The organism is Kribbella sp. NPDC049227, from assembly GCF_043197265.1.
In the GTDB taxonomy this organism is placed as follows: Bacteria; Actinomycetota; Actinomycetes; order Propionibacteriales; family Kribbellaceae; genus Kribbella.
This window is the reverse complement of record NZ_JBICST010000004.1, coordinates 141,329-168,218: the sequence shown is the minus strand read 5'-3', so window position 1 is coordinate 168,218 and position 26,890 is coordinate 141,329. Positions and strand designations below refer to the sequence as shown.

Sequence of the window (26,890 nt, the reverse complement as noted above, 5' to 3'; positions counted from 1 at the left end):
CCTTTCGACCCTTCAACGGTAGGAACCGGACCCTCTATACGTCCAATGGATTCTTTTCGCAGAGTTGATGTGTTTGGTGCATGATCTCTTCATGGAGCTACGCCAACTGAGGTCGTTCGTGGTCGTCGCCGAGGAGATGAACGTGGGCCGGGCGGCGACCCGGCTTCACCTCACCCAGCCGTCGCTCAGCCGGCAGATCGCCGCGCTCGAGCACGATCTGGGCGTCGAGTTGTTCGCCCGGGTCCGGCGGCGCTTCGTGATGACAGCGGCGGGGGAGACGTTCCTGGCCGAGGCGAAGGATCTGCTGCGGCGCGCCGACGAGGCGGTGCGGGCAGCGCAACGGACGCAACGCGGAGAGCTCGGGACGCTGCGCTTCCGATTCGTGCAGTCGGCGACGTTCGAGGTACTGCCGCGGATCCTGGGCGCCTTCCGCGCCGCGTACCCCGAGGTTGTGCTCGACCTGGAGTCGCTGACGACCTTGCGCCAGACCGAGGCGCTGCGGGACGGCCGGATCGACGTCGGCCTGCTGCGTCCGAACACACCGGCGGCTGGGGCAGGTACGTCGCACCGAACGTCAGGTGAGCAAGCTGGCGGGACGGCCGTCGTACAGCTGGCTCCTGGGCTGTCGTCGCGGGTGGTGTCGTCGGATCCGCTGGTCGCGGTGCTGCCGGCGCGGCATCGGCTGGCCAAGCGCAAGCGTTTGCGCCTCGAGGAGCTCGCCGGGGAACAGTTCGTGTTCTACTCGCGGGCCAGTGGACCAGCGGTGCACGACACGATCGTCAGCTTCTGCCGGGCGGCCGGGTTCACGCCCCGGGTCGAGCAGGAGGCGGTAGATGTGCAGACGATCGTCTCGCTCGTGGCCGCCGGGCTCGGGGTGTCGTTGCTGATCAGCCCGACGCCGCCCTCGAACCCGGACGCGGTCGTGTACCGCGAGTTGTCCGACGACCTACCACCCTGGCAACTCTCCGTAGTCTGGTCGCCGGACAACCGATCACCGGTGCTGGCCCGGTTCCTGGAAGTGCTCTGAGAGCAGGCTCAGCCGAAGACGTCCGGGTCGCCGCCGGTGCGGACGCCGGTCTCGAGGTCGGCGATCGTGGCCATGTCGTCGTTGTCCAGCTGGAAGTCGAACACCTGGAAGTTCTCCTGGATCCGGCTCGGCGTCTTCGACTTCGGGATCACCACGTTGCCGAGCTGCAGGTGCCAGCGGATGACCACCTGCGCGGGCGTCTTGCCGTGCTTGTCCGCCAGCGTCCGCAGCGCCGACTGCGAGAGCAGTTCGCCCTGCGCCAGCGGACTCCACGCCTGGGTGACGATGTCGTTCTCGGCGTTGAACGCGCGCAGTTCGTCCTGCGGCAGTGCCGGGTGCAGCTCGATCTGGTTCACCGCGGGCCGGATCCTGGTCTCGTCGAACAGCCGCCGCAGCGCCGGCTCGTGGAAGTTCGAGACGCCGATCGCGCGGACCCGCTTGTCGGCGTACAGCTGCTCGAACGCCTTCCAGGTGTCGACGTACTTGTCCCGCTTCAGCGACTGCCAGTGGATCAGGTACAGGTCGACGTACTCGAGGCCGAGCAGGTCGATGCTCTTGTCGAACGCCTTCAGGGTGGTGTCGTAGCCCTGGTCGTTGTTCCACAATTTGGTGGTGATGAACAGTTCGTCGCGCGGCAGGTCCGACGCGGCGATCGCTCGCCCGACGCCGGCCTCGTTGCCGTAGGCGGCCGCGGTGTCGATGTGCCGGTAGCCGGCCTCGAACGCGGTCGTGACGACGTCGGTGACGATCTCGTCCTCGACCTGCCAGACCCCCAGGCCCAGCTGCGGGATCTCGACGCCGTTGTCCAGAGTGATGGTGGGGACTGTGCTCATTTGTCTATTCCACCGGGTCCACTGGTTCTGGCCCAGTCATCCGACGTGTGACAACAACCTCATTCACCCGCCGTAACCACGGCATACGTCTTCGCGTCCGGCTCCAGGAACCGCAGCAGCGCGGTCCCTTCCCGCTCCAGCTCGGTCAGCGTCTTCTTCAGCGTGCGGCCGAACGGCGTCAGCGTGAGAGTGGCCACACCACGCTTCTTCTCGGCGTTCCACAGCCCGGCGACCAGGCCGTCGACCGTGTACGTCGACTTGATCCGCAGGTTCTTGGTGAACACGGCCGGCCGGTGCTCGTCGGCGATGATCCGCTCGCGTTTCGCGTGCGCCAGCAGCAGATTGTCGAACTCCGGCAGGAACCGCACGGGGACCGCGGTGTCAGGATCCGGCCGCGGCGCATCCGGTACGTCGTACAGCGTCTTGCCGGCCTCGTCGGTGAACGTCTCCAGGTCGAGCGCGTCGAAGACTGGCTTCGCCTTCTGCAGTCCTGACCAGGTCTGGAAGTCGGCGGGTGTGGCCGGACCGAAGGCCTGCAGGTATCTGGTGACGAGCTCCTGGGCTTCTGCCTTCGCGTGGAGCTTCCCGCCGATCCAGTCCTCGGCCGGAGTGAAGCGTGCGTTCGCCGGCCAGCTCCAGCGGGCGTCGGTCGGGTACATCACCAGCGGGACCAGCATCCGGGTGCAGAACCCGAGCGCCCGTTCGTTCACCGCCGGGAACTCCTGCTGCAGCGCGTCCCGCACCTCGGTGAACGTCAGCGGCTCCTTCGCGAGCAGCTTCCGCGCTGTCGCGACCACCTTGTCCGGCTCGAGTCCTTCGCCCCGATCACCGAGCACCCGCAGCCCGGCCTCGAGCACTGGCGCGACCGTAGTCCGGAACCGCAGGTAATCCGCCGCGGTCACCAGATGCAAGGTCCCGCGGAACATAGTTGCCCGCACCACCTCACGCCCATGCACAGCCGCGTCGAGCTGCCCCTCCTCGAACCCACCGACGCGCGACCACAACCCGACGTACGGATGCTTCGGCTCCTGCCCCTGCATCCCCACCAACCGCCCGACCGCGTCCACCACCGACACGTCCGCCCGCTCCACCAACATCTGCCGAGCCAACGTCGCCCGCCCAACCGCCCGCCCACTCATCACCACCATCCCCGCATCCTGCCGGACCCCATGGACAATTGCGCAGTGATCAACCGACTGAGAAGACGACGCGGCCGGAACAACCGCACACCGCTGACCGTGACCCACGTGGGCCGGCTGTCCACGGATCACGCCGGCGACGAACTCGTGAGCGTGTCGATCGGTCCCGACGGCGAGGCCGTCGCGCTGTGGGCCGGACCCGCGGATGCCGCCGTCTTGCAGGATCGTGAGGTCGCGCCGAGCGGCGCCAGCTTTGCGGTAGACCGGCTGGACGAAGCCGTGACGGTACGAGTGTCGGTTCACACGCCGCGATTGACGCAGCAGCTGTCGATCCCGGGCCTCCGGTTCACGTACCCCGTGGTGCAGCCAATGCCGGGTGGCGCCTTCCTGGTGGTCGGGCCACGTGTACGCCGTGGGACGGACGGCACGCCGCCCAACGCCGTGGTCTACGACGCCGCCGGACAGGTGGTGGCCGAGGGACTGCTGGGCGACGGCATCGAACATGTCCAGGCCACACCGTCAGGCAACGTCTGGGTGGGGTACTTCGACGAAGGGGTGTACGGCAACTTCGGGTGGGGAGACGGTCCTGGCACGGAACCGATCGGTTCCGACGGCCTGCTCCGGTTCACGCCCGAGCTCACCCTCGACTGGCGGTATCACGCCGAGGGCGACACTGATCCGATCAGTGACTGCTATGCGCTGAACGTCGCCGGGGAGTCCGCGTGGGCGTGCTACTACACCGGCTTTCCCCTGATCGCGGTACGTCGCGACGAGGTGCGCTCGTGGCGCAACACCGTCGAAGGCGCGTCTGCCATCGCCGTTCACGAGGACCGGGTCGCGCTCTATGGCGGGTACGGCGAGAACTCCGATCGGCTCGTGATCGGCCGGATCGGTGCTGATGCCGTCGAGGTCGAGCGCGAACACCAAGTGGTACTGCCTGGCGGCAGTCCGATCTCCGCCATCGATGTGTCCGGACGCGGCTCGACGCTGAACCTGTTCGCCGGACCTGACTGGTACCGCCTCGACCTCGCCGACCTGGTCGGCTGAGGTCAGGGTTTGCGGGCGACGCCTACCCAGAGGCTGCAGGAGATGTCGGTGAAGACGCCCTTGGCGACCAGGGCGTCGGTTTCGTCGTCGGGGTGCCAGCGGAAGGGGGCGGAGACGCCGGGCTCGACCAGTTCGAGGCCGTCGAAGAAGCGGGCGACCTCCTCCTTGCTGCGGACCTGGGCGTCGCCGCCGTCGGCCTTGTAGACCTGGATCGCCTGCTCCCACAGATCGGGGGCGAAGTCCGGAGTGCAGTGCGAGAAGATCAGGTACGACCCCGACGCCAGCGGCTCCAGCAGCTCCTTGACCAGGTCGTACGGCTTGAGCCTGTCGGGCAGGTAGTGGAAGACGCCGACCAGGCTCAGCGCGACCGGCTTGCTCAGGTCGAGCAGGTCCTTCACCTCGTCCGAGCCCATGATCGACTGCGGTTCGATCACGTCGGCGTCGAGGTACGCCGTCCTGCCCTCGGGCCGGCTCGTCATCAGGGCGCGGGAGTGGGACAGCACGATCGGGTCGTTGTCCGCGTAGACGACGTGCGCCGACGGCACGGTCTCCTGCACGACCTCGTGCAGGTTCGGGCTGGTCGGGATGCCGGTGCCGATGTCGAGGAACTGCGTGACGCCCTGCTCGGCCACGTAGCGGGCCGCGCGGTGCATCCACATCCGGTTCGACATCGCTGCCGTACGGAACCCGGGGAACGCCTCCAGCAGATGCTCCGCGGCCTGCCGGTCGACCGCGAAGTTGTCCTTGCCGCCCAGGAAGTAGTCGTAGACGCGGGCCGGGTGCGGCCGGTCCATCCCGAGCCGTTCGGTCAGGGTGGATTCGTCGCTCTCGGCCATCGAGTAACTCCCTACTCCGGTGCTGTTGAGTACGGAGCGATCGTAGCTGATCTGCGACAGTACGTGACTGGCAGCGTGCCAACCTTTTCCTGAATCGAAGGTAGTTCTCAGGCCAGCGCGGCGCGGGCTTCGATGAAGGCGGCGATGGCGCGTTCGACGTCCTCGGTGGAGTGCGCGGCGGACAGCTGGACGCGGATGCGGGCCTTGCCGTGCGGTACTACGGGGTAGGAGAAACCGATCACGTAGATGCCGAGGTCGAGAAGCTTGTCGGCGAGGCGGCCGGCCTGCGCGGCGTCGCCGATCATCACCGGCGAGATCGGATGGTCGCCCGGGAGTACGTCGAAGCCGGCCTCGGTCATCCTGGTGCGGAAGAGCTTGGTGTTGGCGGCCAGTTTGTCGCGCAGAGTGCTCGAGCCGCCGATGAGTTCGAGGGCCTTCAGCGAGGCCGCCGTGACCGACGGTGCGAGGGAGTTGGAGAACAGGTACGGCCGGGACCGCTGCCGGAGCAGTTCGACGATCTCGCGCCGGCCGGACACGTAACCACCGGATGCGCCGCCGAGCGCCTTGCCCAGGGTGCCGGTGACGACGTCGACCCGGTCCTTCACCCCGAACAGGGACGGCGTACCCGCGCCGTCCGATCCGACGAAGCCGACCGCGTGCGAGTCGTCGACCATCACCAGGGCGTCGTACCGCTCGGCCAGGTCGCAGATCTCGTCGAGGGGAGCGACGTACCCGTCCATGGAGAACACGCCGTCGGTGGCGATCAGCCGGTAACGGGCGTCGGCGGCGTCCTTGAGCTGGGCCTCCAGGTCGGACATGTCGCGGTTCTTGTACCGGTAGCGCTTGGCCTTGGACAGCCGGATGCCGTCGATGATGCTGGCGTGGTTGAGCTCGTCGGAGATGACCGCGTCCTCGGCGCCGAGCAGAGTCTCGAACAGGCCGCCGTTCGCGTCGAAGCAGGAGCTGTAGAGGATCGTGTCCTCGGTGCCGAGGAAGGTGCTCAGGGCACCTTCCAGGTCCTTGTGGATCTGCTGCGTCCCGCAGATGAACCGTACCGATGCCATCCCGAAGCCCCACTGGTCGAGCGCCGCGCGGGCCGCCGCGATCACCTCGGGGTGGTCGGCCAGGCCGAGGTAGTTGTTCGCGCAGAAGTTCAGTACCTCGTTGCCCGAGGCAACCGAGATCAGGGATTGCTGGGGTGAGGTGATCACCCGCTCGGACTTGTACAGCCCGGCATCCCGGATCTCGCCGATGGCCGCCGTCAGGTCGTCCCGCATCCGCCCGAACATCAGTGCTTCTCCTCCAGGGATTCAGTGGTCCAGTCCATGATCACCTTGCCGCAGTGGCCCTGCCGGGCCACGTCGAAGGCCTGCTCGAAGTCGGCGTACCCGAACCGGTGGGTGATCACCGGGGTCAGGTCCAGGCCGCGTTCCAGCATCACCGACATCGAGTACCAGGTCTCGAACATCTCCCGGCCGTAGATGCCCTTGATCGTCAGCATGTTGAGCACCACCGTGCTCCAGTCGATCGCGATCTCGTCCGCCGGCAGCCCGAGCATCGCGATCCGGCCGCCGTGCGTCATGTTCGCCAGCATGTCCCGCAACGCGGCGGGCTTCCCGGACATCTCCATGCCGACGTCGAAGCCCTCGCGCATGCCCAGGCTCCGCTGCGCGTCGGCGATGGTCTCCGAGCCCACGTTCACCGCGCGGGTGACGCCGATCTTGCGGGCCAGATCCAGCCGGTACTCCGACAGGTCGGTGATCACCACGTTGCGCGCACCGGCGTGCAGCGCGACCGCCGCGGCCATCACCCCGATCGGCCCGGCGCCGGTGATCAGCACGTCCTCGCCGACCAGTGGGAACGACAGAGCCGTGTGTACGGCGTTCCCGAACGGGTCGAAGATCGCCGCGACGTCCAGGTCGACCGGGTCCTTGTGGACCCACGCGTTGCTCGCGGGCAGGGCGACGTACTCGGCGAACGCGCCCGGCACGTGGACGCCGAGGCCGCGGGTCTTGATGCACAGGTGCCGGCGGCCGGCGCGGCAGTTGCGGCAGCGGCCGCAGACCAGGTGGCCCTCTCCGCTGACCAGGTCACCGACCGCGACGTCGCGGACACCGACGCCGATCTCGACCACCTCGCCGCAGAACTCGTGCCCGGTCACCATCGGCACCGGCACGTTCTTCTGTGCCCACGGGTCCCAGCTCTGGATGTGCAGGTCGGTGCCGCACAGACCGGTGCGGAGCACCTTGATCAGTACTTCGTCGGCCTCGATCTTCGGCTCCGGGACGTCCTGCAACCACAGACCGGGCCGGGCCTCAGCCTTCACCAGCGCCTTCACGCGCACCTCCACTGACGACGATCGTCCACATCGTCGTCCCGGGCAACCACCGGCGTCCATCGACACGTCGTACACAGCCTGTGCAGTTCAACTGCATACTTGTCGCCATGCGGGGGATCGTGCGGGGGCTGGGGATCGTCCTGCTCGTGGCGGGGGTCGGGCTGCTCGGGTGGGTCGGCTGGCAGGACTTCGGAACCGGCGTCACGTCGAACCGGAAGATGGGCGAGGCGGAGGACGCGCTGCGAGCGCAATGGAAGACGCCTGCGCCGGTCGAGCCGACGACCGGCGAGCCGATCGTGTTGCTGCGGATCCCGAAGTTCGGCGACGACTGGGAGAAGCCTGTCGTGGAAGGTGTCGGCACCGACGACCTGGCGAGCGGCATCGGGCACTACCCGCAGACGCAGCTGCCCGGCCGGCCGGGGAACTTCGCGATCGCCGGCCACCGGGTCACGCACGGTTCGCCGTTCCGGAGACTGCTCGACCTGGGCAAGGGTGACCAGGTGATCGTCGAGACCACGGACACTGTCTATACGTACGAACTGGACGGCTCGCCGCGCGACCTGACCGTGAAGCCGACCGACACCTGGGTACTCGAACCGGTGCCCGGCAAGCCGCGGGAGCCCGCGACGAAGTCGATCATCACCCTCACCACCTGCCAGGACCTCTTCCACTCCCCGGACCGCTCGGTGGCCTTCGGACACCTGATCCGGGCGAGCCAGAAATCCTGAACTGCCTCGTCATCTAAGCTCGACGCCTATGAGCTACGACCGGGACGGACTGCTGGAGCAGGTGAAGTCGAAGGCCATCGTGCACGGCCGGGTGACGCTGGCGTCGGGGAAGGAAGCCGACTACTACGTCGACCTGCGCCGGATCACGCTGGACGCGGCCGCGGCGCCGCTGATCGGCCCGGCGATGCTCGAGCTGACCAAGGACCTGGAGTACGACGCCGTCGGCGGACTGACCCTCGGCGCCGACCCGGTCGCGATGTCGATGCTGCACGCGGCCGCGCAGCAGGGCCGGATGCTGGACGCCTTCGTCGTACGGAAGGCCGAGAAGACGCACGGCCTGCAGCGCCGGATCGAGGGCCCGGAGGTGAAGGGCCGCCGGGTGCTCGCGGTCGAGGACACGTCCACCACCGGCGGTTCGGTGCTCACCGCGGTCGAGGCGCTGCGCGAGGCCGGGGCCGAGGTGGTCGCGGTCGCGGTCATCGTCGACCGATCGACCGGCGCGCAGGAGAAGGTCGAGGCCGAGGGCCTGCCGTACCGGGCGGTGTTCGGCCTCGAGGATCTGGACCTCGGCTGATGAACATCAGCCCGGTTCTGCTGGTCCTGATCGCACTGGTCGTCGCCGGCGGCATCTTCTACTTCAACTACCTGGCCGCGAAGAAGCGGCGCGAGCTGTTCGCCGGGTTCGCCTCGCAGCAGGGCTGGTCCTACCTGCCCGACAACAACGCGCTGGCCGGGCAGTGGTCGGGTACGCCGTTCCAGACCGGTGACAACTGGCGGGTCAAGAACGTGCTGTCCGGTGCGTTCAACGGCCATCAGATGGTTGCCTTCGACTACAGCTACCAGACGCATTCCACCGACTCGAAGGGCCGTCGTACGACGACCACCCACAAGTTCGGCGTGGTCGTGGTGCAGCTGCCGGGCGCGCTGCCGCACCTGGAGGTCACCCACGAGGGGATCTTCGGCGGCGTGGTGGCGAACGCGCTCGGGTTCCGCGACCTCCAGTTCGAGAGCGAGCAGTTCAACCGGGCGTTCCGGGTGAAGGCGGACGACGAGCGGTACGGGCACGCGGTGGTGACGCCGCGGATGATGGAGCTCCTGCTGGCCCGCGGCGAGATCGGCTGGCGGATCGAGGGCAACTCGCTGCTCGGCTGGGACAAGGGCGATCACAACCCGACCGAGGTGATGAACCGCCTCACCCTGCTGCAACAGGTGCTCGAGCAGGTCCCGCCGTACGTCTGGCGCGACTATGCCGGCGTCGACCCTCGCGTACAGCCACCACAGGGCTACTGACAGTACGGCGGCCCCGAGGACCCGTAGAGTCGCACGCAGCATCACCGACACTCGGGAGCAGGGCATGACCTTCGTCATCATCGCGGTCGTCGCGATCATCGTGATTCTGGGAATCGCACTGATGGTCTCGTACAACCGCTTCGTCAAGCAGCGGAACCTGATCCAGGAGTCCTGGCGGCAGATCGACGTCGAACTGCACCGCCGGTACGACCTGATCCCGAACCTGGTCGAGACCGTCCGGGCGTACGCCGCGCACGAGCGGCACGTCTTCGAGGAGGTCGCCCGGCTGCGGACCCAGGCGGTGAACGTGCAGGGCGCGCCGCCGGAGCAGCGGGCCGCCGCGGAGGGCGAGCTGTCCGGTGCGCTGCGTCAGATGATGATCTCGGTCGAGGCGTACCCGCAGCTGCAGTCGAACCAGAACTTCCTGAACCTGCAGCGCGAGCTGACCGACACCGAGGACCGGATCGCGGCCGGCCGGCGGTTCTTCAACGCGAACGTCGGCGACTACAACACCCGGGTCGAGGCGTTCCCGTCGAACCTGATCGCGAACGGCTTCAAGTTCGACAAGGCCGGGTACTTCGAGGTCCGCGACGAGCAGGTGCGGGCGGTGCCGCAGGTGTCGTTCGGCACCATCGGCTCGGTCGCCGGTGAGCAGGCGCCGCCGCAGATGCAGGCGGGGCCGCAGTCGTCGGGCCAGATCCAGCCGGAGATTCCGGGTGAACAGGGCAACTATCAGGGCCAGCCGCAGATGCCGGTCTACCAGCAGCCGGGTCAGCCGCCGTACCAGGGCCAGCCGCAGGCGCAGCCACCGGTGGGCGGCCCGCCTGCGGGTTCCCCCAGCCCGCAGGACGGACAGCCGCCGTTCACCGGTGGCCACTAGGCACCGGTTCCCCGTAGTCCAGGACCCCCGAACCAGGACTCCCTACCAGTGCCAGGCCCGGGTGCGACGGCGGTCAAGTCGCCACTCCCGAGCCCTGCCTCCCCCCGGTACCTGAGTCAACTGTGACCGAGTGAGATACATCCGGCGTACATCGGCCTTCCCGCCGGGCACGGGGGATGAAACCATAGGTCGGTTCATCACGGAGAGGGCACAGCAGTGGACAGTCTGAGGTACGCAATCCTCGGACCCCTGCGCCTTGTTCACGTCCAGGGCCAGCCGCTGCGCGCCGCCAAGCCGCGGCAGTTGCTGGCAACGTTGCTCCTGCACCCCAATCGGTTCGTCTCGACCGATCTGATCGCCGACGCGCTCTGGGAGAACAGCCCGCCGCGGTCCGCCGTGGCGAACATCCGGACGTACGTCCGGGCGCTGCGCGGCGTCCTGCAGGAGGCCGGGTTGCCGGCGCCGATCGACACCTCGGCCGCCGGGTACAGCATCGAGGTCGGCGTCGACGAGCTCGATGCCAGCCTGTTCGAGACGCTGCTGGCCGAAGGCGGCCACCTCCGCGACGCCGGCGACAGCCGCCATGCCATGCAGGTTCTCTCCCGCGCCTACTCGCTCTGGCGCGGACGACCACTCGAGGGCCTGCCGATTCCCGCCGCCTGGGAGGGCTCGATCGCCCGCCTGGAAGCACAGCATCGCGGCTTGGTGGACACCCTGCTCGACCTGCGGCTGGAGCACGGCGACGCGAGTGGTGCGGCCGTCCTGCTCAGCGCGCGACTCACCGAGGACCCGTACGACGAGCAGCTGTGGCGGCGGCTCGTCGACGCGCTCCTGGCCGCAGGTCGTGTCGGCGAAGCGCGGGCGGCGTACGGCAAGGCGGTCCAGACCCTCGCCGACGAGCTCGACATCAAGCCAGGCCCTGAGCTCGAAGCCGCCGGCGCCCGCGCCGAGAACGGCCGCTCCGCCAACTGGCCGAACCCAGGCATCCCCTCGGTCCGTACGGCGGAACCCGAGGTCGCACAACCGGGTCCGATGGCGGCGCCCGAGCTGACCGATCCGCAGCGGCCGCCGAGTCAGTTGCCGCTCGACCTGGCAGACTTCAGCGGCCGGGAGGAGCACCTGGAGCAGCTGCGCGACCTGGTCTGCGGCCGCGATCCGGTGCGTCCGCCGATCGCCGTCATCTCCGGAGCTCCGGGCACCGGGAAGACATCTCTGGCCGTCCGGCTGGGTCACCTGGTCCGGGATTCGTTCCCGGACGGGCAGATCTATCTGGACATGCACGGCGCGACGCAGCCGCGTGATCCGGCCGGAGCACTCACCGACGTACTGCTCAGCCTCAACCTGCCCGACTTCGCGATCCCGGCCGACCCGGAGCGCCGGTCGGCGATGCTGCGGTCCGAGCTGGCCAGCCGCCGGGTGCTGATCATCCTCGACGACGTCGCGACGGCCGGCCAGGTGACTCCGCTGATGCCGGGGACCGGTGCGTCCGCGGTCGTCGTCACCAGCCGGAACCGACTGATGGATCTGGCCGGCGCGGACAGTCTGCCGCTCGACACCTTCGACGACGGCGAGGCGGCCGAGCTGCTCGAGCTGGTCGCCGGTGCCGGCCGGGTCGACCGTACGTCGACTGCCGCCGAGGAGATTCTGACCGCCTGCGGGAACCTGCCGCTGGCGATCCGGATCGTCGGCAGCCGGCTGGCGCAGCGGCCGGACCTGAGCGTGCGTGAGCTCGCCCGGCGGCTGGGCGACGAGACCTCGCGCCTGGACGAGCTGAGCATCGGCGAGCTCGCCGTCCGCACCAGCGCCGACCTCAGCTACGACGCACTCAGTCCGGAAGAGGCCCGGCTGTACCGGCTGATCGGTCACTTCGCCGTCGGCGTCTTCTCTGCTCGCGCGTTGGAGGCGGTGGCCTCGCCGGCCTCGGTCCGCCGCAGCCTGGACCGCCTGATCGAGGTCAACCTGGTCCGGATCAGCTCGGTCGACCACCGCGGTACGGCGCGTTACCGGGTCCACGACCTGCTCCGGCTGCATGCGATCGGTGTCGGCGACGAGGAGCAGAAAGCGCGGGCGGTCCGGGATGTCGAGACTGTGCTCGACGCGATCCTGAACAAGATCCGCCGGGCCAACGCCGCCTTGAACTTCGAGTACTTCGGTGTCCTCGAGCACTACGGCCCGTTGGACGCTCCCGATCCCGCGCCGTTCACCGAGACGGACGCGATCGCGTGGTTCGACAGTGAGCGCAGTACGTTCGTGCCGTCGATCCGTGCGGCGGCGCAGAACGGTCTGCACGACTACGCCTGGCGGATCGCCTGCGCGTGGGCGCCGTACCTGGACATGCGGGCCGGGTTCGACGACTGGCACGGATCGCACCATCAGGGCCTGCTCAGTGCGATCTCCTGTGGGGATCGCCGCGGTGAGGCGATCATGCACCGCAACCTCGGCCAGCTCGCGCTGTACCAGGACGACTGGGACACCGCCTGGCACCATCTCGACGAGGCCGCGCGCGTGTTCGGCGAGATCGGGGACCGGCTCGGGACTGGCGTCACCGCGGTCGGGATGGGCACCTGGCTGCGCGAACGCGGCCGGCGCGACGAGGCACTGGTGCAGTACGAGGCCGCGATCGAGGCGTTCCTCGAGGCAGGCAACGCGAACGGCGAGGCACTGGCGCGGACCGCGGCCGCGAACATGTGGCTGCGCCGCGGCGACACCGACACCGCCGGTCGTTATCTCGCCCAGGCGTTCCTGCTCGCAGTACGGCGGGTCGACAGCCACCGTGAGGCGAAGGTACGGCGCCGGATCGCGGCGCTCCGGGTGCACCAAGGGCGGTCCGAGCAGGCTGTGCGTCAGTTGAGGCGTGCGCTGGAGATCTTCAACGGCATGGGTGACGACCACTGTGCTGCGTACACGAGAGCCGAGCTCGGTAAGGCGTTGGTGGCGCGCGGCGAGGTGGCGGCGGCGCGGAAGATGCTGCTGGATGCGATGGATATCGGACACCGGCTGGGCGATCGCAGCGTCGAGGGTCAGGCCGCGCAGCAACTCGGACAGCTGTATGTGTCCACGGGCAATCTCGACTCGGCCCGGCGTACGCTCGACCGCGCAGCGCGGGTGTGGCTACAGGCCGGTAATGACGAGCAGGCAGCCGAGTGCCGCCGCGAACTGGCCGCCTTCGACACCGGAGTAGCCGCCGGCTGAATGTACGGCGGCTGTATCCGGCTTCGGCAGACTCGCTTGCACACGGCGGCACAGGCCGGCGGTTCGGGGGAGTCGGGGGATGGAACCTATGGCCTGGGGGGAGGCAGCTGTGGAGCGCCGGATCGTCCCGCGGGTGGCGAACCCGCGGGACACCGAGTCGGCGCTGAACTGGCAGCTGGAACGGGTGGGATCGACGGCGTGGCAGGACTGGACGCTGAAGTTCCAGCGGATGGCCTTCGGTTATGCGCACGACAGCGGCTGGCAGGATTCGGCCGACGCGGTGCGGTGGCTCGACCACCATGCCCTTCTGCACGAAGGGACGGCGCCACGGGGGGCGCTGGTCTGGTACCAGGCGGTTGACCGGATCCGGGTCGCCTGCGCGGTCGGCTCCGGCCAAGTGGTCGGTCCGCTGCCCGCCGGTTCGGTAGAGGTCGCGACGCTCACCGACCTGAGCACCGACTGGGTATGGTCAGACCCGCACTTCCCCTTCGCCCACTGACTCGCCCACTGAGGAGCACCCCGATCGACCGACCAGTCACCGTCGACGGCGACTGGAGCGTCGTGCGGTGCGCCCGCGGCACGGTGGTGACCAGCCCGTCGGTCGACCGCAGCCTGGACAGACCCGTCGTACTTGCTGAGCAGCCGTACGTCCTGCCGCCAGACCTGGCCGCGATCAAGCCCGAGGTCCTCGCGCTGGACCGGTCAGGCCCGGGCGCGCCGTCGTTCAACGGCCTGAACGCCGGCCTCAGCGAAGACCTGGATCCCGACGGCGGCAAGATCCGCCTGCAGCCGGTCCACTACTTCGACACGATGGCCTCCACCTACCTCGCCGGAGAGCAGTGGCGGACTGGCACGCTTGCCGGAGTCAGCGCCGACATCACGCACCACCTCTTCACCGCAGACGGCCGGCTGGTCCCACTGAGCAAGAACGACCTCAGCAACCAGATCGGCGTCTCGACAGTCGCGCTCACCTCCGACGGCTGGATGCTCCTGCTCCACCAGGGCATGGGCTCCCGATCTTCACCCGGTCTGGTCGCCCCCAGCGGCTCCGGAAGCCTGGAGCCGAAGGACATCATCGGCAAGACCCGCCTCCCCGAGGCAGTCTCCACCGGCATGGAACGCGAACTCCGCGAGGAACTGGGCCTCCTCACACCCGCCATGCGCAAGATCCCCATGGAAACCACCGTCCTCGGCTTCGCCCGCTGGCTGGAGAAGGGCGGCAAACCCGAGTTCTACGGCACCACCCGAATCAACGCCGCCATGTCCGACCTCGACCTACGCATCCACGAGTCCGAGCTCGAGTACGTCGGCCAGCACGAACCCATCCCTCCTCGAGATGTCGCGCGCCTCCTCGCCGGTGACCCCTTCAGCACGCTCGGCCGCGGAGCCTTGTCCGTCCCCCTCGAAATGTGCCTCGGGCTGATCGTCAGTCGTTGATGTGGTTGGTGGTGGCGGCGTGCTTCGGGGGTGTTGGGGGCTGGGTGTGGCGGGCGCGGCGCTTGGCCAGGAGGTATTCGACGGCCATCGGGATCAGCGAGATCAGGACCAGCAGGATCAGTGCCGATTCGAGGTGGTCGTGGATGAACTTGACCCGGCCGAGCGCGTGGCCGAGCAGGGTGATGCCGGTCGCCCAGAGGACCGCGCCGATGCCGGTCCAGAGGAAGAACTTGCGCGGGTCCATCTTGCCGGCGCCCGCCACGATCGTGATGAACGTCCGCACGATCGGCACGAATCGCGCCAGCACCAGCGCGCGCGGCCCGTACCGCTCGAAGAACTCGTGCGTCTGCTCGATGTATCTCGGTTTCAGGAACCGCGCGTTCGGGTTCTTGAACAACGTCGTACCGAGGACGCGGCCGATGTAGTAACCGGACACGTTGCCGAGGAATGCCGCGACAGTCAGGATCACACAGGCCAGCCACAGCGGTACGTCGATCGTGCCGTGCGCGATGAACAGGCCGACGGCGAACAGCAGTGAGTCACCGGGCAGGATCGGGAACAGCAATCCGCACTCGATGAACACCACCGCGGCCGTGCCCCAGAGGGCCCAGTCACCCAGCCAGTTCAGCAGGTACTCCGGGTCCATCCAGTTCGGCATCAGCATCGCGACAAGAGGAAGCACGCGGACAGGGTAGCGTCCCCAGCTGTGCAGGAGCTGAGTGGCGAGGAGAAGAGAGACCTGATCGGAGCCGACCTGGTCGGGCCGAACGAGGTCGGAGTCGGCCCGTGGCAGGGCGACTGGCCCGACGATCCGCGGCTGGACCCGGAGCTGCTCGCGTCCGGTGACCGGCGCAATGTGGTCGACAAGTACCGCTATTGGACACTCGACGCGATCGTCGAAGACCTGGACCAGCAGCGGCACCCGTTCCACGTCGCGATCGAGAACTGGCAGCACGACCTGAACATCGGCTCCGTGGTCCGGACGGCGAACGCTTTCCTGGCGGCCGAGGTTCACATCGTCGGCAACCGGAAGTGGAACCGCCGTGGCGCCATGGTCACCGACCGCTACCAGCACGTCCGCCACCACCCGCGCCTTGAGGACCTGGCGTCGTACGCCGCCGAGCGGGATCTCCCGGTGATCGGGATCGACAACCTGCCCGGCTCGGTCCGGCTGGAGACGTACGACCTGCCCGCCGGATGCGTGCTGCTGTTCGGTCAGGAGGGACCCGGGCTGACCGCCGAAGCGCACGCGATCTGCGCCGACGTGCTGTCGATCGCGCAGTTCGGATCCACCCGGTCGATCAACGCGAGCGCGGCCGCGGCGATCGCCATGCACGCGTGGGTCCGTCGCCACACCTTCGGTCAGGAGACCTGATGTGGGCTGACCACGTGATCTGGTGGCAGGTCTACCCGCTCAGCTTCGCCGGCGCGGAGAAGACCGCGGGTACGTCGGTCGTGCATCGCCTGCCCCAGTTGGAGAACTGGCTCGACTACGCGGTCGAACTTGGTTGCTCAGGGCTCCTACTTGGCCCGGTGTTCGCCGCGGAGACGCACGGCTACGACACCATCGACCACTTCCGGATCGATCCCCGGCTGGGTGACGACGCGGACTTCGACCGCCTGGTCGCGGCCGCCCACGAACGGGGTCTGCGGATCGCGCTGGACGGGGTGTTCAACCACGTCGCGCGGTCCTTCAACGGACCGGACGAGTGGTTCCGGCGTCGCCTGGACGGATCGCTCGACAGTTTCGAGGGCCACGACCACCTGGTCGCGCTGGATCACAGCCGGCCCGAGGTGGCGCAGTACGTCTCCGAGGTGCTCGGGCACTGGCTCGAGCGAGGTGTCGACGGCTGGCGGCTGGATGCGGCGTACGCCGTACCGCCCGGGTTCTGGCAGGCGGCCCTACCGCGGGACCGATTCCCGCAGGCGTGGTTCTTCGGTGAGGTGATCCACGGCGACTACGCCGGGTACGTCACGGAGAGCGGGCTGGACTCGGTGACACAGTACGAGCTGTGGAAGGCGATCTGGAGCTCGCTGAACGACGGCAACTTCTTCGAGCTCGCCTACGCCCTCGAACGGCACGATGCGCTGCTGGACACGTTCGTGCCGCAGACGTTCGTCGGCAATCATGACGTGACCCGGCTCGCGACCCGGCTGGACGACGAGCGGCACCTCGGTCACGCGCTGGCGATCCTGTTCACCGTCGCCGGCGTGCCGAGCGTGTACTACGGCGACGAGCAGGCCTTCCGCGGGCTCAAGGAGGATCGCGAGGGAGGCGACGACGCGATCCGGCCGGAGTTCCCCGCGACGCCCGGCGGGTTGGATCCGTCCGGCGGGTCGACGTACGAGCTGCATCAATGGCTGATCGGCGTACGGAGGCAGCACGCGTGGCTGACGCGGAGCCGGACGAAGGTCGAGCATCTGACGAACCGGGCGATCGCTCTGCGGTCTGCCAGTGGCGACGACTCGGTGCTGCTTCTGCTGAACGTCTCGGACGAGGCCTACGACTTTCCGGTGGAGGCCGGTGATCCGCGTACTGTGCCGGCGCACAGCTGGAGATTGTTGACGGAACGCGTAACCCCCGGCGAGGGTGCCGCGTTGTCTCAGTGACAGAAGTGAGGCTTCTCGACCAAAGTCAGCCCCAACTCGGGCGGGGCGGCACGCATCGTCGGTGTCGTACTGGGTTTGTGACGGGAACAGGGGGTAGTTGATGAGTTCTCTGTGGGACGAACTGATTCATGAGCTCGGGACCGTGCGCGCCCTGAGCGCTGCTGCACTCGAGGCGCGCACGGAAACGTCGCGGGTGGCGCTGATCACCCTCCTTGACGCCGAGACCGCCGAGATCTCGGCGATCCTCGACCAGATCCTGCGGGAGGCCCAGCAGACCTCAGCGGCCTAGGGCGTGTCTGACGGCCCCCCGCCTACTGCGCGGCACTCGGCACGGCACCTCGCCGCGCGTGAGCAAAGGCCACGATGCGCCGCATCGAGACCTTCGCTCCCGCACGCCGATGCACCGCACCGAGCACCTGCTCGCTACGGCGCGGGACCGTCAGACACGCCCCAGCAACTGCGCGAAAGCCTGCTGAAGGGTCTCGGTGGCGTCGGGAAGCTCGGACGCGCGGAAGGCGATGTGCGCGTCCGGGCGGACCAGGAGACAGCCGTGGTCCGGGATCTCGCGTGCCCGCGACCAGTCGCCGTACAGGTCCTCCAGCTCGCGGCCCGGCCCGATCACGTACGGCTCGATCGGTACGCCGAGATGCTCGGACACGGACTGTGCGGCCTTCACCCAGGCCTCGCCACCGATGCCGGTGAGCAGCGTGAACCGGCCCTTGCCGACCACGTCGAGGGTGCTGACGGTCTCCGAGCCGCGGGTCAGCCAGCAGTGCGGGATCCGGGCGCCCGGCCAGGTCGTCGGGTGGTAGTACAGCTCGGCATCCCGCTCGTACGCCGGCTCCGGCGTACCGTCCGGAATCACGGCGGCCGAGTGGTACCGCTGGCCGAGCTCGACGCCATGAGCGTTGAACTCGTAGTCCTTGAGCTCGATCGCGGTCCGCAGTTCGTCGCGCTGGGCGGCGCCCTCCGGGGTGTCGTCCTTGCGTGACTCGATCGTCCGCCCGGCCGGCGCGTCCGGCGTCATCCCGAGCGCGCGGAAGATCTGGCCGAACTGGGTGCGGCTCTTGTTCGCCCGCTCGACGATCTGCTGCGCGATCGGCGTCCGCTCCGCGTCGTACGTCTCCAGCAGGCTCGGATCCGCCTGGCCGCGCAGCACCAGCGCCAGCTTCCAGGCCAGGTTGTACGCGTCCTGGATGGACGTGTTCGAGCCGAGCCCGTTGCTCGGCGGGTGCCGGTGGATCGCGTCACCCATGCAGAACACCCGGCCGTTCGAGGCCTTCTCGGCGTACATGTGGTTGACGCTCCACACCGACGTACTCTTCAGCTTCACGTCGATCGTGTCGTCACCCACCAGGTTGTGCACGATCTCGGTCGCCATCGCCTCGTCGACCACCGGCGCGGGCTGGGAGATGTCGTAGCCCCAGACGATCAGCCACTCGTTCCACGGCCGGACCATCCGCACCAGGCCGGCGCCGATGCCGCCGATCTGTGCACCCGGCTGGAGCACCCAGTACAGGACGCTCGGGCGGTGAGCGACGTACTTGGACAGGTCGGCCTCGAACACGATGTTCATCGAACCCTCGATGTCCATCGCGCCCGCCATCGGCAGCCCGATGTCCTGCGCGACCTTGCTGCGCCCGCCGTCCGCGCCGATCAGGTACTTGGCGCGGATCTGGTACGTCTCCCCGCTCAGCCGGTCGCGGACCGTCGCCGTGACCCCGTCATCGTCCTGCTCCAGCGACACGTACTCCGTGTCGAACCGGACTCGCGCACCACGCCCGGCCGCCGTACTCACCAGGATCGGCTCGAAGAGCGTCTGCGGCAGGTCGCAGGGGAGGGTCGGGCTCGCCTCGGTGTAGTCGGCCAGCCGGCGCGGGTGGGTGCCCCAGGTACGGATCCGGCCGATCTCCTCACCGGCCAGGCTGGTGCAGAACGCGGTCTGCCCCATCAGATGGTGCGCCGTGCCCTTGTCGATGATCTGGTCCTCGATGCCCATGTCGCGCATCAACTCGACCGTGCGCTGGTTGGTGATGTGGGCCCGCGGAGTGTTGGCCGTCCACCCGTAGCGGGTCAGGACGATGTTGTCGATGCCGTACGTCGACAGGAACAGCGAGGCGGCGCCACCGGCAGGACCGGTGCCCACGATGAGAACATCCGTCGTGATCACTGCCCGGCCTCCTCGGTGGTCGCGAGAATCAAGTCGTAGTCGACGGTGTAGAAGGGTTCGTCGAAGGTCCTGCCATCCGGCGCCGTACCGGCCGGATGCTCGACGAAGTCGGCGATCAGCGAGTCCTTGACGCCGAAGACCGCGTCGTTCGCGAGGTACTCGTCACCCCTCGCGAACACGTGGGTGATCAGTCGGGCGTAACCAGGTGCCGTCACCATGAAGTGGACGTGCGCCGGCCGCATCCAGCCGCGGCCGGCCGCCCTCAGCAGCTCGCCGACCGGACCGTCGTCCGGGATCGGATAGGCCACCGGTCGCACTGCCCAGAACGAGTAGTTGCCCTCGGCATCGGTTGTCAGATGGCCGCGGTTCTGCGGGCCGTCGGTGTCCTTCTGAACGTCGTAGAAGCCGTCCTCGTCGGCCTGCCAGGTCTCCACCAGCGCTCCGGGGATCGGCTCGCCCTTGGTGCTCAGGACCCGGCCGCTCACCAGGCACGGATGCCCGGGAGCGCCGTTCGAGATGTCCCCGCCGAGTTCGACCGCGGGCGAGCCCTCGACGAAGAACGGCCCGAAGACAGTGGACTCGGTGGCACCCGTCGTCTTCGGGTTGCCGAGGCCGACGGTGAGCATCGAGAGCCCGAGGACGTCGGCCAGCAGGACGAACTCCTGTCTGGTGCCCGTCGAGATCTGCCCGGTCCGGGTCAGGAAGTCGATCGCGGTGAAGTACTCCGCCTCGGTCAGCTTCACCTCCCGCGCGAACTCGTGCAGGTGCCGCACCAGCGCGCTCATCACCACCTTGGTCCGCGGGTCCGGGCTGCCGTCGAAGCTGGCCACCACCGCATCGGTCAGGTCGTCGCCTTGCAGATCCATCCGGTTGCTCCTCATGCCTCGATCACCATCGCCAGGCCTTGGCCGACGCCGATGCACAACGTCGCCAGGCCGAAGCCACCGCCGCGCCGCTTCAGTTCGTGCGCGAGAGTGGTCAGAATGCGGGTTCCCGAACTGCCCAGGGGATGCCCGAGCGCGATCGCCCCGCCGTTCACATTCACCTTGTCCCGGTCCAGGCCGGGCCATTGCTGCAGGCAAGCAAGACTCTGGGCCGCGTACGCCTCGTTGAGCTCGACCAGGGTGAGGTCGTCCCAGCCGATGCCTGCCTTCTTCAGCGCCTTGTTCGACGCCTCGACCGGTCCGATCCCGAAGTACTGCGGATCCACCGCGTGCACTGCCCTGCTGACGATCCGCGCCATCGGGGTCAGGCCCAGCCGGCCGGCGGTTTCCTCATCGGCGATCAGTACGGCGGATGCGCCGTCGTTCAACGTGGACGCGTTGCCGGCGGTCACCGTTCCCGACCCGTCGGTGCGGAAGGCCGGCTTGAGTTTGGCCATCACCTCGGGGGTGCCGCCGTCGCGGATCGACTCGTCGCGAGTGAGCGGCTGGCCCTTGATGGCGAGGCGTTCCCACGGCACGATCTCCGCGTCGAAGGCGCCCGCCGCCCACGCCTTCGCGGCCTTCTCGTGGCTCTCCAGCGCGAACAGGTCCTGCGCTTCGCGGGTGACGCCGAACTTCTCGGCCAGTCGTTCGGTCGCTTCGCCGAGCGAGATCGTCCAGTCCTTCGGCATCCTCGGGTTGACCAGCCGCCAGCCGAGGGAGGTCGACTCGGCGGTCATGCTGCCGTGCGGGTAGGCACGTTCGGGCTTCGGGAGCACCCAGGGCGCGCGGCTCATCGACTCCACGCCACCGGCGATGACCAGGCTGGCGTCGTTCGTCTCGACCGCCCGGGCTGCCTGGATCGCGGCTTCGAGTCCGGATCCGCAGAGGCGGTTGACCGTCGTACCGGGGACGCTGGTGGGGAAGCCGGCCAGGAGTGCGGCCATCCGGGCGACGTCGCGGTTCTCCTCGCCGGCGCCGTTGGCGTTGCCGAGGATGACATCGTCCAGCTCGGCGGGGTCGATGCCGGTGCGGGCGGCGAGTTCTTGGAGGGTCGCCGCGGCGAGGTCGTCGGGACGGGCTGCCGCGAGCGCGCCGCCGAGTTTGCCGACGGGGGTGCGGACCGCGTCCAGCAGGAAGGCGGATCTCATCGGGTCGCTCCTTCGGGCCGGGTACCGGCCCATGCGCGGGTGAGGATGTCGTGCAGGAGCTCGGGCGGAGCTCCCTGGAACGTGCGCGCGGCTTCCTCCGCCTGGTCCTCGGCCAGGCCGAGGTCCTTCAGGTTGGTGGAGATGCCGGCGTCGGTGAACAGGTCGTACAGCCCGGTCGCCAGGTCGTCGGTCCCGAGCGCCGCCTCGAGCCGCGCCTTGGCCTGCGGTACTTCTGTTGCCTTCACGCGGGTCACCTGCGGCAGAACCGCGGCGTGGGTCTCGGCGTGCGGGAGGTTGTAGGTGCCGCCGAGGAGATGACACAGCTTGTGGTGCAGCCCGGTGCCGGCTGTCGCCAGTGCGGAGCCTCCGAGGCAGGCGCCGTACAGAAGGTTGCTCCGGGCATCGATGTCGGTGGGATCCTGGCGGATCGCTCTGAGTCCTGCCGCGAGGGCTCGTGCTCCTTCGACGGCTGTTGTCTCGGTGATCGGGTCGGCCTTGGGTGTCCACACCGCCTCGACGCAATGTGCGATCGCATTCGCCACACTCGCCGCCGTCACCTTCAACGGCAGATGCTGACTGAGCACCGCGTCGTACACCACAACCTTCGGCAACACCTTCAGATCGGTGCCGGTGGTCTTGCTCCCGCCGGACGTCTCGCCCCAGACCGGGGTCATCTCGGATCCGGCGTACGTCGTAGGAACGGCGACGATGGGGAGCTCTCGCGTCAGAGCTACTGCCTTCGCCAGGCCGATCGCCGAGCCACCGCCGATCGCGACCAGCCCGTCGGCGTCGATCTCCCGCGCCTTCGCTCGCGCGTTCTCCGCAACCTCGGTCGGCACGTGCTGCGTCACCCCGTCGATCCGGCCCGCGAATCGATCCTTCAGCTCGACCTCGACCACGTCAGCCGCGTCCCGCGCCGAATTGGTCGCCACCACCAGGGCTCGCCGTACCCCGAGCGACTCGACCTCGGCCGCCACCTGATCGAGCGATCCCGCACCGAACACCACCCGCCCGGGAAAGAACGTGTGCACGAAGTTGCTCGTCATCCACGACCACCCCGTACGCCACAGTCACCGGCGGGCCCAGCGACGTACCGGACTCGAACCACCTCAGGCATCGACGGCCTCCCGATCGCGGAGACGGCGCAGTGCTGTCAGCTCCACCTCGGACGGCGGCTCGACAGACTTGATGCTGTCGGCAACCTTCAGCGGCCAGCCGGTCGCTGCACGCGCCTGCTCGACGGTCACCCCCGGGTGCAGACGGGTCAGCGTCAGCTCGTTGGTGTCCGGGTCGGGCTCGAGTACGCCGTGGTCGGTGATGACCAGGGTCGGACCGGCGCCGGGAGCCTGGCGTTCGCGGCCGGTCGGTCCGTACCCGACCGAGGTCACGAAGTCGACCTGCTCGACGAACGTCCGCGGCGACTGCTTGACGATCACGATCACCCGTCCGGCCGCCGCCGCGATCTCCGGCGCACCGCCCGCACCCGGCAGCCTTGTCTTGGGGTCGCTGTGCTCGCCGATGACGGTCGTGTTGATGTTCCCGAACCGGTCGATCTGCGCCGCGCCGAGGAACCCGACGTCGATCCGTCCGGCCCCGACCCAGTAGTTGAACATCTCCGGCACCGACACCACCGCGGTCGCCGTCGCGGCCAGATCGTCATCCCCGATCGACAACGGCAGCCGGCGCGGCTTCGCGTCGATCGCCCCGGATTCGTAGACCAGCCGGCAGTTCGGCGCATGCGTCCGCCGCGCCAGGTTCGCAGCCAGATTCGGCGGCCCGACGCCGACCAGGCACACATCCCCGTCCCGAAGTTCCCGGGCCGCCGCCACATTCATCATGTCCGCGGAGTTCCACTCAGCCGTCTGCGCAACGGCGTCCTGCTCACGCATGCGCGGTCACCTCTTCCTGGGCCGCCGGCAGGCCGTTCTCCTCGGCCCACCGCAGGAACGCCGCACGATCCCGCGACACGGCATCCCACCGCTGGTAGAAGTCGTTGTCGCGCCCGGAGTACCCGGCGGCGTACGACGGCCAGGCCCCACCTGGTACGACGCTCACCGCGGACAGCACCCAGTTCGGCAGGATCACCGCGCCGGTGTGCTCGGGGAACTCGTCGACCACCTCTTCGACCGTCACGATCGCCCGCTCCGCCGCGAGCACCGCCTCGCGCTGCACGCCGGTGATGCCCCAGAGCATGACGTTCCCGTCCCGGTCCGCCAGTTGCGCGTGGATCACCGTGACATCGGGGTTGACCGCCTTCACCGCGGCCAGTTCCTCCCCGGTGAACGGACACGTGACCCGGCTGATGATGTCCCGCTGCTCCTCGAGATCCGTGCCGCGGTATCCCCGCAGCACGGCGAACGGCAGCCGCGCGGCACCGGCGACGTACGCATTGGCCAGACCGGCGTGGCTGTGTTCGTGGACGACGAGCCGATGCGGCCAGTGCTTCTCGACCGCGTCGCGGAGCCGGTGCAGTGAACCGACACCCGGGTTGCCGCCGTACGAGAAGACGAGCTCGTCCGCGACGCCCAGCCCGATCAGCTGGTCGTACACGAGGTCGGGCGTCATCCGGACCAGGGTCAGGTGGCGCCGGCCCTGCCGGGCGATCTCGTGCGCGGCCGCGAACGGGATGAGGTGGGTGAAGCCTTCGAGCGCCACGGTGTCACCGTCGTGGACGTGCGCCGCGATCGCTTCGCTGAGAGGAACTGGACTTGGCATGCGGGCTCCGCTAGGATTTCGCTGAGCGAAAAGTTCTTCTTTCAACGAAAAGTAGGCTAGCCGATGGCTGGTGAGACGTCTACCGGGACCTTCCTGCAGGGGCTCGAGCGTGGGCTTGCGGTGATCCGTGCGTTCTCGGCGGACGCGCCGTCGCTGACGCTCAGCGAGGTGGCGCGCGACGTCGGGATCACGCCGGCGACGGCGCGGCGGATCCTGCTCACGCTCGGCGAACTCGGGTACGTCCGTAGCGACGGACGGCGCTTCTCGCTAACCCCACGCGTGCTCGCTCTCGGCTGGGCGTACTTGTCGTCTCTCGACCTCGGCGAGCTCGCGGGACCGTTCATGGAGGAGCTCAGTGCGAAGACGCGCGAGTCCTGCTCGATCGCGACGCTCGACCTGCCGGACATCGTGTACGTGGCCCGCGTTCCGACCAGCCGGATCATGACCGTCGCACTCGGGGTCGGCGCGCGGCTACCGGCGTACCCGACCTCGATGGGTCGTGTCCTGCTGGCAGGCCTGCCGGAGGAGGAGCTGACCACTTACCTGTCGACGCTGGACGCCGAGTCGCTCACTCCTCGGACGGTGACGTCGGCGGACAAGCTCAGCGACAGCATCAACCGCGCCCGCGTCGACGGGTACGCCCTCGTCGATCAGGAGCTCGAGCTCGGCCTGCGCTCGATCGCCGCCCCCATCCGCAACGCCCGCGGCCGAACCATCGCCGCCCTCAACGTCTCCGCCCACGCCTCCCGCTCCACCCCGGCCAGCCTCCGCACCGACGTCCTCCCCCACCTCCAGTCAGCCGCCGCCCAAATCACCACCGCCCTGACCCACCGCGGCCACCTCTAAACCACCGCCGGCCAACATCTGACCCACCGCGGCCACCTCTGACCCACCGCCGGCCTGCCTCTGACCGACCGCGGCCACCTCTAACCCACCGCGGGCCCGTCTCTAGCTCTTCAGTTCGGCGAGGATCTCGAGGTAGTGCGGGTTGTTCATGATGCCGATGATGTTGCCGAACGGGTCGACCACGAACGCCGTGCGGAAGCCGGAGTTGTTGCCTCGCTCAACGATTCCCTCGAGCAGCGTCGCCCCGTGCGCCAGCAGGTGCTCGAGCTCGCCCTCGAGGTCGTCGACGTGCCAGTGGACGATCGCACCGGCCGGGCCGTGGCTGACGTCATGCCGTGCGTACTTCGCGTCGACGATCCCCAGCTCGCACTGGAAGTCCCCGAACCGGAACTCGACGTACGCCGGCTCCTCCGCCGACGGCACCGCGTAGTACGCCTCGATCCCCAGCAGCTTCGAGTACCACTCCCGCGCCGCCTTCACGTCGTCGGCGAAGAAACTCACGGTCGCAAACCCTCGCATCATCGTCCTGCCCCTTCCTCGGTTGCTCTTGAGGACAACCCTCCCAGCCAAACTGCTCACCAAATGAGCACTTTTCCAGGAGATCTTCGAAGGGGGTGCCGAGGAGTTGCGGGCCCGACCCGGGTCAGTCGGTCTGGGTGACCTTGCGGAGGCCTCGCGGGGCGTCGGGGTTCAGGCCCAGCTTGCGGGCCAGGGACTCGATGGCTCGTTGGGCCGGGATGACCAGGGCCAGGGGAGCCAGGGTCTCGGGGAGGTCGGGGCCCGGCAGGTTGACGTCGCAGCGGGCGGCGAAGGTGGGGTCGCCGCCGATGCCGAGGATCTTGCTGCCCTTCTCGCGAACGATGCCGGCCAGCTCGATCATGCCCGGGAGCGCCGGGCCTTCGCCGGCCGCGACCAGGATCGTGACCAGGTCGGCGTCGACGACCGCGATCGGGCCGTGCTTCAGGTCGGCGTACGAGAGGCCGCGGACCGGCTGGAGGCAGGTCTCCTCCAGCTTGAGGGCGACCTCGAGCGTCGTACCGAACGTGAGCCCACGCCCGCTGGCCAGTACGTCGTGCGCGCCGGCGAGCAGATCCGCAGCGGCCTCGACGGAGTTCTCCAGCATCTTCGTCGCGGCGTCCGGGACCCGGGCGATATCCGCGTCCAGCGTCCCCGGCCTCTGCGCGAGCGCGTCGACGGCGACAGTGATCGCCGCGAGCTGCGTGGTGTAGGTCTTCGTGGCCGGCACCGCGAGCTCCTTGCCGGCCTGGGTGATCAGGGCGACGTCGGCGGTCGAGGCCAGCGGGCTGTCGGCGTCGTTCGTGATCCCGACGATCGCGGCGCCGTTGCGCTTGGCCCACTCGGCGGTGTCGACGATCTCCTGGGTCGCACCGGACTGGCTGACCGCGACCACCAGCGAGTTCGACAGGTCGAGGTTGGCGCCGTACAGCGTCGCCACCGACGGGGCGGCGAGTGAGGCCTGCCGGCCGGCGTGGATCTCGGTCAGGTAGCGGCCGTACACGCCCGCGTTGTCCGACGATCCGCGCGCCACGAAGATCACGTGCCGGCGCCCCGCGGCCAGCCGGGTGATGTCGTGCCGCCGCGGCAGCACATGCTCGAACGTCGCGGCCAGGGCGGCCGGCTGCTCGGCGATCTCGCGCGCCATCTGGGTTTCCTGAGCGGGGACAGACACCACTGCGATCACTGGTCCTATCTGGTCTTAACAGGTAT

Annotated in this window: 27 protein-coding genes; 13 read left to right on the top strand and 14 right to left on the bottom strand. The window is 68.7% G+C overall.

The genetic code is table 11. From position 1 onward, the window contains the following. The first annotated feature begins 91 nt into the window (after positions 1–91). Positions 92–1,027: a LysR family transcriptional regulator gene (locus ACGFH6_RS18520; RefSeq protein ID WP_393385126.1), complete on the top strand. Its 936-nt coding sequence runs from the start codon at positions 92–94 to the stop codon at positions 1,025–1,027. An 8-nt stretch (positions 1,028–1,035) separates the two neighbouring features. Here the strand turns inward: ACGFH6_RS18520 and ACGFH6_RS18515 are convergent, their stop codons facing one another. After that, a complete protein-coding gene (locus tag ACGFH6_RS18515) occupies positions 1,036–1,860 on the bottom strand; it encodes an aldo/keto reductase (RefSeq protein WP_393385125.1) in 825 nt (274 codons plus the stop codon). A 59-nt stretch (positions 1,861–1,919) separates the two neighbouring features. Then, complete coding sequence (locus ACGFH6_RS18510) at positions 1,920–2,999, bottom strand: winged helix DNA-binding domain-containing protein (RefSeq protein ID WP_393385123.1); 1,080 nt, start codon at positions 2,997–2,999, stop codon at positions 1,920–1,922. A 45-nt stretch (positions 3,000–3,044) separates the two neighbouring features. Here ACGFH6_RS18510 and ACGFH6_RS18505 point away from each other — a divergent pair, with 45 nt between their 5' ends. Beyond that, positions 3,045–4,046, top strand: coding sequence for a hypothetical protein (locus ACGFH6_RS18505; RefSeq protein ID WP_393385121.1), 1,002 nt, complete (start codon positions 3,045–3,047; stop codon positions 4,044–4,046). A gap of 2 nt (positions 4,047–4,048) precedes the next feature. Here ACGFH6_RS18505 and ACGFH6_RS18500 read toward each other — a convergent pair whose 3' ends face one another. The 3 genes from ACGFH6_RS18500 to tdh form a co-directional block, all read right to left on the bottom strand. Then, the gene (locus ACGFH6_RS18500; protein WP_393385119.1) at positions 4,049–4,882 is read right to left on the bottom strand and encodes an SAM-dependent methyltransferase; all 834 of its coding nucleotides are present in this window, start codon (positions 4,880–4,882) and stop codon (positions 4,049–4,051) included. Positions 4,883–4,989: 107 nt separating this feature from the next. Continuing rightward, positions 4,990–6,171: a glycine C-acetyltransferase gene (locus tag ACGFH6_RS18495; RefSeq protein ID WP_393385117.1), complete on the bottom strand. Its 1,182-nt coding sequence runs from the start codon at positions 6,169–6,171 to the stop codon at positions 4,990–4,992. Next, complete coding sequence (tdh, locus tag ACGFH6_RS18490) at positions 6,171–7,220, bottom strand: L-threonine 3-dehydrogenase (protein ID WP_393385115.1); 1,050 nt, start codon at positions 7,218–7,220, stop codon at positions 6,171–6,173. Before tdh ends, ACGFH6_RS18495 begins: the two co-directional genes overlap by 1 nt. 107 nt (positions 7,221–7,327) lie before the next feature. Between tdh and ACGFH6_RS18485 the strand changes: the two genes are divergently transcribed. From ACGFH6_RS18485 to ACGFH6_RS18455, 7 genes are all read left to right on the top strand, one after another. Continuing rightward, on the top strand, positions 7,328–7,948 hold the full coding sequence (locus ACGFH6_RS18485; protein WP_393385113.1) for a class E sortase: 621 nt from the start codon (positions 7,328–7,330) through the stop codon (positions 7,946–7,948). Positions 7,949–7,976: 28 nt separating this feature from the next. After that, complete coding sequence (pyrE, locus tag ACGFH6_RS18480) at positions 7,977–8,522, top strand: orotate phosphoribosyltransferase (protein WP_393385111.1); 546 nt, start codon at positions 7,977–7,979, stop codon at positions 8,520–8,522. After that, a complete protein-coding gene (locus ACGFH6_RS18475; RefSeq protein WP_393385109.1) occupies positions 8,522–9,238 on the top strand; it encodes a DUF3137 domain-containing protein in 717 nt (238 codons plus the stop codon). The genes pyrE and ACGFH6_RS18475 overlap by 1 nt, the downstream gene beginning before the upstream one ends. Positions 9,239–9,302: 64 nt before the next feature. Continuing rightward, a complete protein-coding gene (locus tag ACGFH6_RS18470) occupies positions 9,303–10,118 on the top strand; it encodes a LemA family protein (RefSeq protein ID WP_393385107.1) in 816 nt (271 codons plus the stop codon). A gap of 216 nt (positions 10,119–10,334) precedes the next feature. Next, positions 10,335–13,310 carry a BTAD domain-containing putative transcriptional regulator gene (locus tag ACGFH6_RS18465; RefSeq protein ID WP_393385105.1) on the top strand — a complete coding sequence of 992 codons (2,976 nt, stop codon included), beginning with the start codon at positions 10,335–10,337 and terminating at the stop codon, positions 13,308–13,310. 79 nt (positions 13,311–13,389) lie between these two features. Beyond that, a complete protein-coding gene (locus ACGFH6_RS18460; RefSeq protein WP_393385103.1) occupies positions 13,390–13,809 on the top strand; it encodes a hypothetical protein in 420 nt (139 codons plus the stop codon). Positions 13,810–13,895: 86 nt separating this feature from the next. Then, on the top strand, positions 13,896–14,747 hold the full coding sequence (locus tag ACGFH6_RS18455; RefSeq protein ID WP_393385101.1) for a hypothetical protein: 852 nt from the start codon (positions 13,896–13,898) through the stop codon (positions 14,745–14,747). Here the strand turns inward: ACGFH6_RS18455 and ACGFH6_RS18450 are convergent. Beyond that, the gene (locus ACGFH6_RS18450) at positions 14,737–15,429 is read right to left on the bottom strand and encodes a DedA family protein (protein WP_393385099.1); all 693 of its coding nucleotides are present in this window, start codon (positions 15,427–15,429) and stop codon (positions 14,737–14,739) included. The two genes, ACGFH6_RS18455 and ACGFH6_RS18450, sit on opposite strands and share 11 nt — an antisense overlap. 33 nt (positions 15,430–15,462) lie before the next feature. On the opposite strand from ACGFH6_RS18450, the gene ACGFH6_RS18445 reads away from it, so the two are divergent. The 3 genes from ACGFH6_RS18445 (at position 15,463) to ACGFH6_RS18435 (ending at position 17,646) form a co-directional block, all read left to right on the top strand. After that, positions 15,463–16,122, top strand: a complete 660-nt coding sequence (locus ACGFH6_RS18445; protein WP_393386714.1) for a TrmH family RNA methyltransferase — start codon at positions 15,463–15,465, stop codon at positions 16,120–16,122. Then, positions 16,122–17,357, top strand: a complete 1,236-nt coding sequence (locus ACGFH6_RS18440; protein ID WP_393385097.1) for an alpha-amylase family protein — start codon at positions 16,122–16,124, stop codon at positions 17,355–17,357. Before ACGFH6_RS18445 ends, ACGFH6_RS18440 begins: the two co-directional genes overlap by 1 nt. Positions 17,358–17,457: 100 nt before the next feature. Then, complete coding sequence (locus ACGFH6_RS18435; RefSeq protein ID WP_131363744.1) at positions 17,458–17,646, top strand: hypothetical protein; 189 nt, start codon at positions 17,458–17,460, stop codon at positions 17,644–17,646. Between the two features lie 150 nt (positions 17,647–17,796). On the opposite strand, the gene ACGFH6_RS18430 is transcribed toward ACGFH6_RS18435, so the two are convergent. The 6 genes from ACGFH6_RS18430 to ACGFH6_RS18405 all read right to left on the bottom strand — a co-directional run bounded on the left by ACGFH6_RS18430 (position 17,797) and on the right by ACGFH6_RS18405 (position 24,316). Further along, positions 17,797–19,527 carry an FAD-dependent oxidoreductase gene (locus tag ACGFH6_RS18430; RefSeq protein WP_393385095.1) on the bottom strand — a complete coding sequence of 577 codons (1,731 nt, stop codon included), beginning with the start codon at positions 19,525–19,527 and terminating at the stop codon, positions 17,797–17,799. Further along, positions 19,524–20,393, bottom strand: coding sequence for an intradiol ring-cleavage dioxygenase (locus ACGFH6_RS18425; RefSeq protein WP_393385093.1), 870 nt, complete (start codon positions 20,391–20,393; stop codon positions 19,524–19,526). Before ACGFH6_RS18425 ends, ACGFH6_RS18430 begins: the two co-directional genes overlap by 4 nt. A gap of 11 nt (positions 20,394–20,404) precedes the next feature. Next, positions 20,405–21,601: a thiolase family protein gene (locus ACGFH6_RS18420; RefSeq protein WP_393385091.1), complete on the bottom strand. Its 1,197-nt coding sequence runs from the start codon at positions 21,599–21,601 to the stop codon at positions 20,405–20,407. Then, positions 21,598–22,647 (bottom strand): maleylacetate reductase, encoded by a 1,050-nt coding sequence (locus ACGFH6_RS18415; protein WP_393385089.1) that lies wholly within the window; start codon positions 22,645–22,647, stop codon positions 21,598–21,600. Before ACGFH6_RS18415 ends, ACGFH6_RS18420 begins: the two co-directional genes overlap by 4 nt. Before the next feature lie 63 nt (positions 22,648–22,710). Next, entirely contained in the window at positions 22,711–23,490 is a 780-nt protein-coding gene (locus ACGFH6_RS18410) for a CoA-transferase subunit beta (protein ID WP_393385087.1), read from the bottom strand. Further along, positions 23,483–24,316 carry a CoA transferase subunit A gene (locus ACGFH6_RS18405; RefSeq protein WP_393385086.1) on the bottom strand — a complete coding sequence of 278 codons (834 nt, stop codon included), beginning with the start codon at positions 24,314–24,316 and terminating at the stop codon, positions 23,483–23,485. Before ACGFH6_RS18405 ends, ACGFH6_RS18410 begins: the two co-directional genes overlap by 8 nt. Positions 24,317–24,379: 63 nt before the next feature. On the opposite strand from ACGFH6_RS18405, the gene ACGFH6_RS18400 reads away from it, so the two are divergent. Then, positions 24,380–25,162: an IclR family transcriptional regulator C-terminal domain-containing protein gene (locus ACGFH6_RS18400; protein ID WP_393385084.1), complete on the top strand. Its 783-nt coding sequence runs from the start codon at positions 24,380–24,382 to the stop codon at positions 25,160–25,162. Between the two features lie 102 nt (positions 25,163–25,264). On the opposite strand, the gene ACGFH6_RS18395 is transcribed toward ACGFH6_RS18400, so the two are convergent. After that, a complete protein-coding gene (locus ACGFH6_RS18395) occupies positions 25,265–25,663 on the bottom strand; it encodes a VOC family protein (RefSeq protein WP_393385082.1) in 399 nt (132 codons plus the stop codon). A 142-nt stretch (positions 25,664–25,805) separates the two neighbouring features. Beyond that, the gene (locus tag ACGFH6_RS18390; RefSeq protein WP_393385081.1) at positions 25,806–26,825 is read right to left on the bottom strand and encodes an SIS domain-containing protein; all 1,020 of its coding nucleotides are present in this window, start codon (positions 26,823–26,825) and stop codon (positions 25,806–25,808) included. Positions 26,826–26,890: the final 65 nt, after the last annotated feature.

What these genes read in the sequence shown, in the direction of transcription:
- ACGFH6_RS18460 (WP_393385103.1), top strand. Translation starts at nt 13,390, where the DNA reads ATGGAACCTATGGCCTGGGGGGAGGCAGCTGTGGAGCGCCGGATCGTC.
- pyrE (WP_393385111.1), top strand. Translation starts at nt 7,977, where the DNA reads ATGAGCTACGACCGGGACGGACTGCTGGAGCAGGTGAAGTCGAAGGCC.
- ACGFH6_RS18515 (WP_393385125.1), bottom strand. Translation starts at nt 1,860, where the DNA reads ATGAGCACAGTCCCCACCATCACTCTGGACAACGGCGTCGAGATCCCG.
- ACGFH6_RS18485 (WP_393385113.1), top strand. Translation starts at nt 7,328, where the DNA reads ATGCGGGGGATCGTGCGGGGGCTGGGGATCGTCCTGCTCGTGGCGGGG.
- ACGFH6_RS18400 (WP_393385084.1), top strand. Translation starts at nt 24,380, where the DNA reads ATGGCTGGTGAGACGTCTACCGGGACCTTCCTGCAGGGGCTCGAGCGT.
- ACGFH6_RS18425 (WP_393385093.1), bottom strand. Translation starts at nt 20,393, where the DNA reads ATGGATCTGCAAGGCGACGACCTGACCGATGCGGTGGTGGCCAGCTTC.
- ACGFH6_RS18510 (WP_393385123.1), bottom strand. Translation starts at nt 2,999, where the DNA reads ATGAGTGGGCGGGCGGTTGGGCGGGCGACGTTGGCTCGGCAGATGTTG.
- ACGFH6_RS18520 (WP_393385126.1), top strand. Translation starts at nt 92, where the DNA reads ATGGAGCTACGCCAACTGAGGTCGTTCGTGGTCGTCGCCGAGGAGATG.
- ACGFH6_RS18475 (WP_393385109.1), top strand. Translation starts at nt 8,522, where the DNA reads ATGAACATCAGCCCGGTTCTGCTGGTCCTGATCGCACTGGTCGTCGCC.
- ACGFH6_RS18500 (WP_393385119.1), bottom strand. Translation starts at nt 4,882, where the DNA reads ATGGCCGAGAGCGACGAATCCACCCTGACCGAACGGCTCGGGATGGAC.
- ACGFH6_RS18440 (WP_393385097.1), top strand. Translation starts at nt 16,122, where the DNA reads ATGTGGGCTGACCACGTGATCTGGTGGCAGGTCTACCCGCTCAGCTTC.
- ACGFH6_RS18390 (WP_393385081.1), bottom strand. Translation starts at nt 26,825, where the DNA reads ATGGCGCGCGAGATCGCCGAGCAGCCGGCCGCCCTGGCCGCGACGTTC.
- ACGFH6_RS18470 (WP_393385107.1), top strand. Translation starts at nt 9,303, where the DNA reads ATGACCTTCGTCATCATCGCGGTCGTCGCGATCATCGTGATTCTGGGA.
- ACGFH6_RS18405 (WP_393385086.1), bottom strand. Translation starts at nt 24,316, where the DNA reads ATGCCAAGTCCAGTTCCTCTCAGCGAAGCGATCGCGGCGCACGTCCAC.
- ACGFH6_RS18415 (WP_393385089.1), bottom strand. Translation starts at nt 22,647, where the DNA reads ATGACGAGCAACTTCGTGCACACGTTCTTTCCCGGGCGGGTGGTGTTC.
- ACGFH6_RS18410 (WP_393385087.1), bottom strand. Translation starts at nt 23,490, where the DNA reads ATGCGTGAGCAGGACGCCGTTGCGCAGACGGCTGAGTGGAACTCCGCG.
- ACGFH6_RS18420 (WP_393385091.1), bottom strand. Translation starts at nt 21,601, where the DNA reads ATGAGATCCGCCTTCCTGCTGGACGCGGTCCGCACCCCCGTCGGCAAA.
- ACGFH6_RS18495 (WP_393385117.1), bottom strand. Translation starts at nt 6,171, where the DNA reads ATGTTCGGGCGGATGCGGGACGACCTGACGGCGGCCATCGGCGAGATC.
- ACGFH6_RS18435 (WP_131363744.1), top strand. Translation starts at nt 17,458, where the DNA reads ATGAGTTCTCTGTGGGACGAACTGATTCATGAGCTCGGGACCGTGCGC.